Origin of the sequence: Pseudomonas mohnii, from assembly GCF_900105115.1 — a bacterium.
In the GTDB taxonomy this organism is placed as follows: Bacteria; Pseudomonadota; Gammaproteobacteria; order Pseudomonadales; family Pseudomonadaceae; genus Aquipseudomonas; species Aquipseudomonas mohnii.
Genome location: NZ_FNRV01000001.1, coordinates 648,161 through 660,799, shown reverse-complemented (window position 1 = coordinate 660,799; position 12,639 = coordinate 648,161). Strand labels below are relative to the sequence as shown.

General features: G+C 57.1%; 7 protein-coding genes, 1 tRNA gene and 2 pseudogenes. 2 read left to right on the top strand and 8 right to left on the bottom strand.

Features of this window, described 5'->3' with window-relative positions:
* Nucleotides 1-96 precede the first annotated feature (96 nt).
* The 6 genes and pseudogenes from BLV61_RS02835 to BLV61_RS30680 all read right to left on the bottom strand — a co-directional run.
* The gene (locus BLV61_RS02835) at nucleotides 97-768 is read right to left on the bottom strand and encodes a class I SAM-dependent methyltransferase (protein ID WP_090462378.1); all 672 of its coding nucleotides are present in this window, start codon (nucleotides 766-768) and stop codon (nucleotides 97-99) included.
* Nucleotides 769-976: 208 nt separating this feature from the next.
* Nucleotides 977-1,498 carry a cupin gene (locus BLV61_RS02830; protein ID WP_047529870.1) on the bottom strand — a complete coding sequence of 174 codons (522 nt, stop codon included), beginning with the start codon at nucleotides 1,496-1,498 and terminating at the stop codon, nucleotides 977-979.
* Nucleotides 1,499-1,729: 231 nt separating this feature from the next.
* Nucleotides 1,730-3,588, bottom strand: a pseudogene (locus BLV61_RS02825) (ABC transporter ATP-binding protein).
* 299 nt (nucleotides 3,589-3,887) lie between these two features.
* Nucleotides 3,888-4,091 (bottom strand): hypothetical protein, encoded by a 204-nt coding sequence (locus BLV61_RS02820; protein WP_047538758.1) that lies wholly within the window; start codon nucleotides 4,089-4,091, stop codon nucleotides 3,888-3,890.
* Nucleotides 4,092-4,971: 880 nt separating this feature from the next.
* Nucleotides 4,972-7,059 (bottom strand): SwmB domain-containing protein, encoded by a 2,088-nt coding sequence (locus BLV61_RS02815; RefSeq protein ID WP_167361774.1) that lies wholly within the window; start codon nucleotides 7,057-7,059, stop codon nucleotides 4,972-4,974.
* A gap of 296 nt (nucleotides 7,060-7,355) precedes the next feature.
* Nucleotides 7,356-7,463 (bottom strand): annotated as a pseudogene (locus BLV61_RS30680) (integrase); the annotation flags it as partial.
* Between the two features lie 405 nt (nucleotides 7,464-7,868).
* Here BLV61_RS30680 and BLV61_RS02805 point away from each other — a divergent pair.
* Entirely contained in the window at nucleotides 7,869-10,643 is a 2,775-nt protein-coding gene (locus tag BLV61_RS02805; RefSeq protein ID WP_139213594.1) for a DUF4214 domain-containing protein, read from the top strand.
* A gap of 479 nt (nucleotides 10,644-11,122) precedes the next feature.
* Here the strand turns inward: BLV61_RS02805 and BLV61_RS02800 are convergent.
* A tRNA-Ser gene (locus tag BLV61_RS02800) sits at nucleotides 11,123-11,210 on the bottom strand.
* A 123-nt stretch (nucleotides 11,211-11,333) separates the two neighbouring features.
* Here BLV61_RS02800 and BLV61_RS02795 point away from each other — a divergent pair.
* Nucleotides 11,334-12,005, top strand: a complete 672-nt coding sequence (locus BLV61_RS02795; protein WP_047529859.1) for a Bax inhibitor-1/YccA family protein — start codon at nucleotides 11,334-11,336, stop codon at nucleotides 12,003-12,005.
* Between the two features lie 67 nt (nucleotides 12,006-12,072).
* Here BLV61_RS02795 and BLV61_RS02790 read toward each other — a convergent pair whose 3' ends face one another.
* A complete protein-coding gene (locus tag BLV61_RS02790) occupies nucleotides 12,073-12,510 on the bottom strand; it encodes an Lrp/AsnC family transcriptional regulator (protein WP_010461024.1) in 438 nt (145 codons plus the stop codon).
* Between the last annotated feature and the right edge of the window lie 129 nt (nucleotides 12,511-12,639).

The window sequence follows — 12,639 nt, the reverse complement described above, 5'->3', positions numbered from 1 at the left end:
CAAGAAAGGAACCAGTTGAAAGACAATCACAGGCTGGCCGCAGGGCCGATAGCATCAGGCTTTCACCGACCAGCGCACCCGAGCAAGGTTCGAGGCTCATCGCCTTGATTCGGCCACCAGGAGCAATGACTGCGGAACAGGACTTTGCGGGTGTTGCGGCTCCTGCAGATTGACCAGTTGAAACCCGGCCATGTCCAGCGCATTGAGCCAACTGCTTAAGGTCCGGAAGTACCACGGCATGGGTTGCCACTGGCCCTTGAACCCGTCGAAGCGCTCTTCGCGCCAACCATCCTGATAGTCGCCTGCCGCCGCCGTCCAGGGATGCAGCGTCTGGATCACTAGCGCCCCGCCAGGGACGAGCAGGGCATTCATTGCGGCGAGCAAAGGAATGATGTCCTGATGGAGCAAGGCGAAGTTGGCGCAGATCAGATCGTAGTGACTGCCGATGTTCACCGTCGTTTCTGCCAACTCTTCATAGGTTGCCAGATGTACCGGTGAAGAGCCGGCCGCCCGCGTTGCCTCGACCAGCGTCGCATCGCCATCCACACCGACCGCGTTGATCGCCCGTTTTTCCAGTTCACGCAACAACCAGCCCTCACCGCAGCCCAGGTCGAGCACGCGTTCGGGTTGGCGCCCCAGCACCGCGAGCAGGATGGCCTGGTCGGTGACAGTCAGGCGGCTTTCAATGGCGCCGGTGCGGATCGCTTCGATCCAGGCCTGGGCGTTGCGGTTCCAGCTTTGCAGGAGAGTGGATGGCGGGGCGGGCATTTTGTCGTCCGATGTGGGTGGTCGGGATGGCGGCCAAACCGCCGTGCGTCGGGTTTGATGAACCTCACCTTGTTTCTGACTTCCACCGTCACACGGCGTTCGGTGGTGTCACTCTGCACGAGGGCCACAATGCTCAGGCGCTCGCCAGTTGGCATTCCTTATTTATCTGTTGCCTTCTAGCAACCCATTGAGGCCTTTGGCATCCGGTTCACAACCAGTAGCGGTTTACCGCGCCATGGGGGCCTTGCACAGGGTCCTGGCCGGGAAAGGGTAGCTTGTCGATATTCGCCAACTGCGCAGGATTCGGCGCTTCGCGACAGATGTCAGCGTGCTGGCCCGGTGGGTACGCTCCAACCACCAGAAAATCATCGCTCGATTCGATGTTGCAGTGGCCGGTGCCGGCGGGTAACAGCAACACATCGCCGTCGCTGACTTCCAGCACCCGCCCGTCCGGGCCGCCAAGCATCAGGCGAGCGTAACCTCTGGCGATACCCAGCACTTCATGGCCCTGGGTGTGATAGTGATGATAGTCGTAAACCCCGTCACGCCATTGCGGCGGCCAGCCATGGGCGCTGAAGATTTGTTCGAACAAAGCCGCCGGATCTTTGCCTTTGGCGGCAATGGCCTTGATGTAAATCAGCACCCGCAGGCGAGGGTTGTTCGGAACCCAACCGTTGCGTTCGAGCAACAGGGTTTGCAAGGGGGCGTCGACAGCTTCTGACCTGATCATTCGAGATCCTCCGCGACCTGCCAGGCCGCTGATTAAAGTCACCGCTAAGGAGTGACATCGGACGGTCTTCAATCGTTCAAGATTTAAGCAGCCAACCCCAAAAACCGGACAGGCAGTCGCCACGATTTGCGATGATCTCGTGAGACCGGGCCAATGGACTTGTTGCCGCTGGGGATCTGCGCACGACTGGACTGCAGCTGTTCGCCGATCACCGCTCTCGACCGTTCACACTCATACCTGATCCATCGCCTCAACCACCCCCTCATCCTCACCCAGAAACCCACCGCTTTGATGCTGCCACAGTCGTGCATAGGTGCCGTTTCTTCCCAGCAGTTCAGCGTGGGTGCCTTGTTCGATGATGTGCCCCTCGTCCATGACAATGAGCCGATCCATGGCGGCGATCGTTGACAATCGGTGGGCGATCGCGATGACGGTCTTGCCCTTCATCATTTCATCGAGGCTTTCCTGGATGGCGACCTCGACTTCGGAATCCAGGGCACTGGTGGCCTCGTCAAGTAACAGGATCGGGGCGTTCTTGAGCATCACCCGGGCGATGGCAATGCGTTGGCGCTGGCCGCCCGAAAGCTTGATGCCGCGCTCACCCACCAGGGTGTCATAGCCGGTACGGCCTTGCCGGTCGCTCAGTTGGCTGATGAAACCGTCGGCCTGGGCATTGGCCGCGGCGCTGCGGACCTGCGCGTCGGTCGCGTCCGGGCGGCCGTAGGCGATGTTGTCGTGAATGGAACGGTGCAACAGGGAAGTGTCCTGAGTGACCATGCCGATAGCACTGCGCAGACTGTCTTGGGTCACTTGAGCGATGTTTTGACCGTCAATGCGAATCTCACCGCTTTCTACGTCATAGAATCGCAGCAGCAGATTGATCAGAGTGGATTTGCCGGCACCGGAACGGCCCACCAGGCCGATTTTTTCGCCCGGGCGGATGTTCAGGCTCAATCCGTCGAGCACTGGGCGTTCACCGTCGTAGTTGAAACTCACTTTGTCAAAGGTCACCGCGCCGCCAGAGGGCACCAACACGCCGGCGTTTGGCGCGTCCTGCACCTTGGGGCCGCGGGTCAGGGTGGCCATGCCATCCTGCACGGTACCGATGTTTTCGAACAGCGAAGCCATTTGCCACATGATCCAATGCGACATGCCATTGATACGTAACGCCATGGCCGTAATCGCCGCCACAGCCCCCGTGCCGACTTCGCCCTGGTGCCACAGCCACAGAGCATAGCCGCCAGCTCCGAGGATAAGCGCAACCACCAGTGCCTGATTGACGATCTCGAACTGGCTGACCAGGCGCATCTGGCGAAAACCGGTGTGCTTGAAATCCTCCATCGCCGCACGCGCGAAGTGCGCTTCACGCTTGGAGTGAGAGAACAGTTTCACGGTGGTGATGTTGGTGTAGGCATCCGAAATACGCCCCGTCATCGACGATCGCGCATCGGCCTGTTCCTGCCCGACTTGGCCCAGGCGTGGCACAAAGTACAGCATAGCCAGCCCGAACAACGCGACCCAGGCAATGAAAGGCAGCATGAGTTTCAGGGCGAAGCCGCCGGCCAGTGCGATGATCGCAATGAAGTAAACGCCGATGCCGGGCGCGATTTCGATGAGGGTGAACAGGACTTCGCGCACGGCCAGTGCAGTCTGCATCACCTTGGTCGTGACCCGGCCGGAGAACTCATCGGAAAAGAATGAAAGGCTTTGCCGCAGCATCAGCCGATGGAAGTCCCAGCGCAGCCGCAGCGGCAGATTAATCGCCAAAATCTGGTGCTGCACCAGGGTGCGAAACGCCACCAGCCCAATGCTGGTGAGCAATACGATTGCGATGCTCCACAGAACTCGACGTTCTTGGCCGTTCACGCCGTCGCCGGCCTGCCAGGTCGAGAGCAGATCCACGACCTGCCCCAGAAAGGAAAACAACCAGGCTTCGTAGATCGACACACTGGCACTCAGAAAGGCAAGCGCAAGGATATGCCACGGGCGCCTCGGGTGCAGGCCCACAGGAACGGCATCAGGCCGATAGGCGGTGGTGGTGCTTCGTCGGGGGGGAATGGGTCGAGCCTTCGTTCAAACACGCGAAGCATTGTGGTCTCCGAATTGATGAAATTGAGGGGATTCTGCCATTTAACGCTTGCTTTGAGGGTTTACAGGTCAAGGGTATGTCGCCTTCCAGGGTCGGGTTCCCGGGCAGACACGGCTTCAGCTGCCGCCTGCGCCGCAAGATGTCCCTCTGTGTCAGTGCGGCGGTATTGCCGTATTGTTGACATTGGCCTGTTTGGGCCTTTCGTTATGGTTTCAACGTGACGCCATGCATCGCCCCGCACAATCCTTGCTGATTTCACCTCGTCCGCATCACCCGCCAGCCGCCAGCTGATTGGCAACCTCAATGGAGAGTCTTGCGACTTTCACCAATCCTGATCCGATCGAGTGCCCGGTTTAATGCGTCCAGGGCGTCGAGGAGGGCTTTCGCTTCAGCTTCCCGACCATCCCCCCACAGGCGTTCCGCCATTTTGTTCAGGGCTTGGATAGATCGTTCAATGTCTGAAGCAGTCACTGCTGCTTTGCTGTCCGTCTGCGTCTTCTTCATTGAGTAACCATTTGCAGGGTAATGGAGTGAGTGCGCCAGCCTGGTCAATCCTTAAGCCAGATCGGTTACAAGTTCACGTCGCGTCAGCTCAGACCAGATGAGCATTCCACACCAGTAGCACGCGCGCCTGAATGAAGGTCTCATCTGCACTGATCGTTTGCGGAGGGTACCGCGCGAGAGCGCCGGATCTACTCCTGATCCGTGCTGAATGTTGGAGACTCACCCGCAAGGTGGCAGACGCAGTGCTGTACAGGCGGGGCGTGTGGAGGGGGTGGCGCGATGGCGAGCCCGGCTGTTCTGGGCTAGCGTCCGAATTGGCGGCGCCAAGCACTTCACCAAGACTCCGACCCGTTCGGGGTTTTCTTCGTCTGGGGATTGCAAAGGCAAAGCCCCGAGGTTGGCCCTTCGGGGCTTCTAGCTTCCTCGAAGGGGAGTGCAAGCTTGCGAAGAATCCTACCAGCGAGCATCCAAAAGCAAAACCCCGAAGTTTCGCGGGCTTCGGGGTTTCTATTTCCTCCTGTCGGGGTGTGGATTAGGAGGACTTGGCCGGCATGATATCCGCGCCGACACCATGAATCACTACGACCATAGACTACAGATTTCCGCTATCCAGCCCGCCATGAGCGGGCTTCTTTTCGCCTGGAGAAAAGTTATGACCGCAACTTAAAAAGACCGCGACATCCTCGTCCGCCCACTGTGGGGGATGATCGCGGCGAAAGCGTGGCCGGTCAGATCGCCGTCGCCTGGACAACGGCAATGCCAAGTCCTGGTGCGGGAGGGGTATGCCGGCGTTTGCCAGAAGCCGCAGGCGCCTGCAAGTGCAGACACAATGCTGTTGCGCTGTCTTTAATTGATGCAACGACCAACCAACGACAAGTTTTCAGGCCTGCAAAAGTAATGCTATCCCGGAATCTACTTGGCCTGTGATCTGCAGTGTCATCTCGCTCGACGCTAAAAAGCCTTCCATCACCTGCGCGCGGCCTTCTGGGCCAGGTGCGTGCGCCAATTGCTGCATCCAGTATGCAAACCCTCCGGCGTCGGGCGAGCGATCAAAAGCATTGCCATACAATTGGGTGAGGAAAGCGTTGTCGGAAAGCTGTCCCTGCCCCGAGGCGAATTCGCTGCTCGCGACAAACGCTGCGATGATCTGGCTGGTGGTCGCGCCACTGTTGCTGACCCCCAAGTGATACTGCAAGCCGGCATCGTCCGGTTTGCGGCCCAGCGCGAGGTGATACAGTTCGGCCAGTCGTGCACTTTCAGGGGTGGCATCAATCGCTAGCGCCTGATCGCTGAAATTCACGCGCTCGATGTTCTTCATCGCCACGCTGACTGACGGGTCCAGCATGTCGCGCACGGTGTAGGTTCCGTCACTGTTGTGGGTCAGCGTGTACTGCCCCCGCGCACCGCTGAAGACCACCGTGTCGACGTTATCACCACCATCGATGGAGTCCGCACCGCCACCTGGGTAAAAAGTGTCTTTGCCTGCCAGGCCTGTCAGGATATCGCCATAAATTGTGCCGTTCAACACGCCACCTTTTTCTGGCGCTGTGCTCACGACGCCTGACCCGCCACTGTGAGTTGGAGCAGTGGGCGCGAGGGTGTTGTTGGTCACCAGTGTCGCTGCGAGGCTCGCTGCATCTTCGCCCGTACTGCTTTGAAGTGCATGAGGGTCGTTACCCGATGTGGGGTCGGTATAGGCGATGGTAACTGCCTGGCCTGCAGTCACTGCTGTTGCAAGGGTGAGGGTTGCAGTTTTTGCTGCAGAGTCGACCACTATTGCCGTCACTGCATTGGCTGCGCCGTCTGCCGTTACATGGTAGGCACTGAGGTCAGGAATATTGATTGAGTCCAGCGAAGTGGCAGCGAAATAACTTATAACAAGACTATTACCATTGACCGAAGCGCCGGTGAAAACAGGCGCAAGGCCGTTGACATTCACTCCAGCGGTACTGGCCACCGAGTTAAGGGTGGTCACCATGTTGTTGCCTGCCGTGTCGTGCAAGCTTGCTCCATTTGAAGTCAGCGCACCCACGGTTATACCGTTAGCGTCTTGGTCCCCTGCTTGAACGGTATAGCGAAAGAGTAGAGCGTTGGAGCCTGATCCGCTGACGTAATTGGCATAGGCCGTTGTGGCGCCCACCACCAGTGCTATTCGGGGCGTACCGCCAGTGGTGTCAACGGTAATGGCTTCGCTGGCATTGACGGTGAAGTCGAGGTTCTGTCCGGGCTCATAGGTAGCGTCTGCAGGGACGGCAACACTGCTAACAGTGGGGCTGGTAATATCCAACGTGTAGTGTTGACTGGCAGATGTGCCGGAGTTTCCAGCGAGATCCAGCACCCTTGCTTGTAGCGTGTGGCTGCTGGCCAGTGTTTGTCCGGCAAGCGACCAAGCACTAGTGCCGACTGCAATAGTGGCAATAGTCCAGGTGGAGCCATTATCTAAAGACACATACACGTTCTCGCCCTCGGCAAGATTCGCGCTAAGTGTCCCGCTGATGGTTTGAGAGGCGGTTTTGGTGATGAAGTCAGTCTGGGAATTGCCTGTGTCGGCTGAAAACGCAAAGCTAGCGATGGTATTGGTCGGGGCGGTGGTATCAATAACGATATTACTGTTCGCCCCCAGAGAGCCTGGTGTTCCTGGCGGCGCTAGCGCCAAGTCAGCGTTGTTCATGGCACTGTTCACGATAGTTGCGCCATTAAGCATCAACGCGTTAGTGCTGGAATAATCGAGGTCGATGGAATTGGCGCCGGCTGGTACGGTATAGCTGAAGGTCAGCACCTCGCTACCAGATCCTCTGTTGTAAACCGCAGAACCGGACGAGTTCATCTGGAGCGAAGGAATTCCACCTGTAGTATCCACGGCTACAGCCTTGTCGAATGTCACATCAACCGAGATTATAAATCCTGCTCTGTAACTACCGTTCTGAACACTTGCGGAAACGCTCACAACGCTTGCGGAACTGACCATCATGTCCTCCATGAACTAGAAATCAAAACGCCAGTATATTAAGAAAGCAAAGCATGGCAACCAAAACCTTATAGGGCTAAGGGGCTTTTTTGGCGAGCGTCAACCAATAGAGTTGCGAAGGGAGTCGGTGGGTTGGAGTTTCTACTGATCGCTAAAAATTGCGCTGCGATGGGAACATTGAAGGCGAGCGCAATGGCTTGGCTTTAGGCGTCAGGATGTCGACCAGGAAGAGCATTGCGCTCAGATATCTCCGATATAAGCCTGCCCAGGCTGTTTGCTTCGCCGCCGATTGTCATCCTCGCGATATTGAACACGTGGGACAGAGTACCTATCTCGCGATTCGCCCGCACCTTTGCCGTTTTCGCGTCCCGGTATCCGTCAATGGTGGCGGGGGTGATCGGGTCTGTCATTCGTTCGTGACCGATGGCTGCGTCCAGTTTTTGGGCGACTTGGCTGAAGTTGCTGGCCAAGCCAGAGCTAAGGGAGTGACGTGTGAGCAGGCCCATATGTTGCTCGATGAAAATTAGCACGTCGCGGGCGATCAAGAATTGATTGCGTTGCAATGTTATGGGGATTTTTTCGAACGTTCCGGACGCATGAATGCCGCCCCCTTCTAAGCAGGGTACGTACCCGGTAAAAATGGACACATCGCAACAGCTGCGATGGTGGCTACTTGCCTTTACTCAGGCGGGCATGTATTAAGTACGAATTGTCGACATTTTGGCTCGCCCGCTCGACGCTCCCGGATTTTTTCGACAATTAAGGGAAAACAGGGTTGAGCCCCTAATTATAAAGCAAGGACGCCTCCCTTGATTCCACTGAATAGCGCACCTAAATTTGCACCATTGGCGACGACTAACCAAGTCTCCGTTTATAGCCAGCCGAATATGAACGGTTTGGATGCCACCCCGGATTCTGACACCGAAAACGCCAACTTGGCCAGTATCATTCAGTCGATCATCAATAAGGGCGGCAACTATAAACTTGATACGTCTATCAAGAGCTTTACTGATCCGGACTTCGCCACCAAGCTCGCCGCCAGCGGTTTTTTCTTCATGACTGACATGGAGAGTGTTGTAGATCCTTCCAGTCCCGCATTCCTGCCAGCAGATGCCATAGCCGCCCTCGAAAGCTGGGTGAGCAAAGGCGGTGTGATCATGATGACAGGTACGGGCGGCGACGCTGACACCAACTTCCTGAATGCTGTTTTTGGCTGGGATTTGACCACCACGGGCGGTGACAGCTGGTCGCTCAATACTGCCAATGCGGCAGGAACACCCTTTGCGAGTGGTCCGGCCACTTTGAGCAATCCGTCCGCGACTGACTCTATTGGCAAGGGCACCGTCGCAAACTTCAAGGCCATCTATGGTACGGACGATAATGCAACGGTCGCGGTGATTTCTCATGGCGCCGGCAGCGTCATTTTCCTCGGTTACGATTATTACGATGCCGGCATCGCCGGCACCGGATTCCAGGCTGCAGCGCCCCAGTACTTGCAAGATGTGACGACTGGCTCAAGCAGTACGAACGCTTGGGTCACCGAAATGATTCCGCGTGCCATGCAGTACTCAGCTGAGCTGGCATCCGGCTACACCCTCAGTCAGGGCAATGCCGGCCTGCAATCAAGCAACAAACTGGCGATTTCCGATGTGGACAGCGACATCGTCACCGTCATCGCTACCGCACTGACTGTCGAGCAGAAAGACAGCACCGGCGCGGTCGTGACCTCCAATAGCCAGCAGCCGACCAACAGCGACATCCTGGCGATGATAAGCCTGTCGCCGACGCCGGCGCTCGATGGTACGCAAACCCAGGGAAGTTTGACCTGGTCGTTCAATTCGGGCAGTGAAACGTTCAAGTATCTTAAGGCAGGCGAGCAACTGGTCCTGAGCTACACCCTCAATGCTGACGATGGAAAAGGCGGCAGCGACCAGACTATCCTTCAACTGATCATCAACGGCAGCAACGATTTGCCGACGATTCAGGGTGTCCCAGGTTCGGCCCAGGTCGTTACCGCTGGTGTTACGACAGCCCTGGATAACTTTACCGTGCAGGATGTCGACGCCACCGAGCTGACGGTTAGTCTTACGGCGGTCAACGGGCAGATTGGCGGCCTCAGCGGCTGGACTCAAACTGGCAGTGTCTGGTCCAAGACTGGAACTGCCGACGCACTTAACCTGGCTTTGGCGGGCGCCACGTTCGTCGCGACCAAAGAGGGCAAAGCCAGTATCGAGGTCAGTGTTGCCGACGAAACCAATACGGCGGTCAAGACGCTGTACGAACTGACCGTTAACAAGGTGCCAACGGCGTCCTCGACAGTCTCGACAGTCCCGATCGACGGTGTCGCGGTTTCTACGTCCGGCACCTTGTTGCCCGGCGGCGGTCTGGGCCAGCAAATCTACATTCCTGTTGTGAGCGATGGCCGCGTCGAGCAAACCGGGGCTTCCGGTGTTGCCGACATTCCGCTGGCGCAGAATGGCAACACAACGCTGCTTTCCGCTCAGCTGCCCATCGGTTTCGGTCTCAAGGCGCAGGGTGGCGCCAATAGCACAGCGGGTAACTCTCTGGCGTCCCTGATCGAGTCCATCAAGGCCGTCAGCGCTGCCAACAATAGCCACGATCAGGCGCACTTGACCGGTAACGGCAAGGCGTTTCTCGCAGGCCTGGTGAGCGATGCAGCGTTGATGGTGCAAACCATTACGCCGGTGACCGCCAACGGCAGTGCACCGACAGCGCCTTTGGTGATCAATGGTTCAGCCGATGCAAAGCAACACACTGCCCTGGTGATCGATGCCAGTTCTCTGCCAGCCGGCAGTACGCTGCAACTGAACAATGTCGACTTTGCCTCGATCGTGGGCGCAGTGAAGGTGATTGGCAGCCAGTCAGGGCAACTGCTCAGTGGTGACGCTGCGAACCAGACATTCGTTCTGACGGGTAACAGCCACAGCCAGGTTTACGCCGGTGGTGGCAATGACACGATCGAAGTCAACGCTGCTGCAGTCTCCGGCGGCGCGGCGGTCCAGCCCAACTTGATTCATGGCGGTACTAATACCGACACCCTGGTATTCAGCGGCGCACGCTCCGACTATGTCATCGAGCAAAAAGACGGCCAGACGCTGGTGACGCGCGTTGATGACCCATCGCAACAGACCCGCTTAATCAACGTCGAAACCCTGCAGTTCAACGACGGCAACGTCAGCGTCGAATCACGTTCAGAACTGAACGTGCTCGCCGGGCTTTATCAGAACATCCTGGGTCGCCAAGCTGACGTCAGCGGTTTTGAATACTGGGGTCAACAGCAAAGCACCGGCACCCAGAACCTGGGGCAGATTGCCTTGAACATGATTGCTTCGACGGAAAACACAGCCCGCGGCAATATCATCACCAACGACATTGGCAACAATGTTGAAGTGCTTTACCACGCCATCTTCAATCGCAACGCCGAAGCCTCTGGCAAGGCGTATTGGGTCACGCAGATGAAAGACAACGGCATGAGCCTGCAGGATGTAGCGAACGCGTTCGTTGCCTCCGTCGAAATGAGCGCAAACGCGCAATCAGCAGCGCAGTGGGACTTCATCGTTTAATCAAAAATCAGGTTCAGAAGAAAGGTCTCGAAAGAGGCCTTTTTTTTTGGCTGAAGAGGAGAAGTACCACCTCGGTGCTGCAGTAGACGCCAGGGATTGCCCTTGGCATCGATCAGCCCGAGACTTGGGATAAGGGCAGGCGCCTGAGAATGCAAGCTGATGGGCGCCGATATCCAGGGGGATGACACCTTCCGAGATTGTCTCCTCGCAGCTCCAGGCGATTGTTGGCCGCTACTGGCAGCGGATCGGCCGAGAGCATGTCTGAACTTGGCATCGCGAATCCTCGGTTATGAGGTCAGCTTAGCACCGTGTTGCATGAAGGTTTTTTAACGCTCGGCAGGACGCCGGAAGAGGGGAGCTAGAGGCTTAGTTATGGAACACCTCCCAAATAGTTATGAAACACATGCCAAGCGTCGTGATTTTTTCCAGATGCCAGAAACGACAAAGCCCTGAATAATCAGGGCTTTGTCGTATAAAGATGGCGGAGGCGATGGGATTCGAACTCATGGACCTGTTACAGTCGACGGTTTTCAAGACCGTTGCCTTAAACCACTCGGCCACACCTCCGTTTGTGTTGCGGGCGCCATAATACCTGAATGAAACACACTGTCAAACTCTCTGCATAGCTTGTTACAGGGCGTCTGTTATGATCTTTGCGACTGAACGTTTCAAACCAACAGGAGTGTCGCCATGCGCGAACAGGATTACGCAGTTAATAACAGCTTGCAGGCTGAGCAGCTAGAGGTTAGCCGCGTCCTGCGCAACACTTACGGCTTGCTTGCACTCACGCTCGCATTCAGCGGTGTGATGGCCTTCGTTGCCCAGCAGATGCGTGTCGGTTATCCAAACATTTTCGTGGTGCTGATCGGCTTCTACGGGCTTTTCTTTCTCACCAACAAACTCCGTGATTCCGCATGGGGCCTGGTGTCGGCATTTGCCCTGACCGGTTTCATGGGGTTCCTGCTCGGCCCGATCCTCAACCGTTACCTGGGCATGCAGGGCGGCGCTGAAGTGGTCAGCTCGGCCTTCGCGATGACCGCACTGGTGTTCGGCGGTCTGTCGGCCTACGTGCTGATCACCCGTAAGGACATGAGCTTCCTCGGCGGTTTCATCACTGCCGGCTTCTTTGTGCTGCTGGGTGCAACGCTGGCGGGCATGTTCTTCCAGATCAGCGGTCTGCAGCTGGCGATCAGCGCCGGTTTCGTGCTGTTCTCTTCGGTCTGCATTCTGTTCCAGACCAGCGCCATCATTCACGGCGGCGAGCGCAACTACATCATGGCGACCATCAGCCTGTATGTATCGATCTACAACCTGTTCATCAGCTTGTTGCAGCTGTTCGGCATCATGGGTCGCGATGATTGATCGCCAGCCTTGAGTGAAAAAACCCGCTTCGGCGGGTTTTTTCTTGCCTGTGATTTGCCGCAAGCCATTAGGCCATCGGCGGCAACCGGCGTTTGACCGGGGTTTTCTTGACGATTGCCGTATTGGTTTCGGCGTGGGTATTGAGCCGGTCGAGCAGGGTGTCCAGCTGTTCCATCGAACGTACATGCAGGCGCGCGATGAAGCAGTCGTCGCCGGTCACCTTGTCGCATTCGGTGAATTCGGGGATGGCCTGGATCTGCCGTTCGACTTCCTGCAACTGACCCGGCAGCGGGCGAATGCGTACGATCGCCTGGAGCTGGTAACCAAAGCATTTCGGGTCGATTTCGACGGTATACCCCTTGAGCACGCCGCGCTCTTCGAGTCGGCGCAGGCGCTCGGCGACGCTGGGCGATGACAGGCCGCTGATCTGCGCCAGGGCTTTGAGCGAGCGTCGCGAGTCGTCCATCAGCGCCGTGATCAGCACTTGGTCGATGTCATCGGTCATGGTGCATTCCTCGATTAGGCAACTCTTCAAAGTCGCCTTTATAAAAAAGGCAGAATCCAAGTTTAGCCTGATTTATGCACTGGAGAAGCCCCCGCCTGGATTGGCATACTTTGGGCTCAAACACAGGAG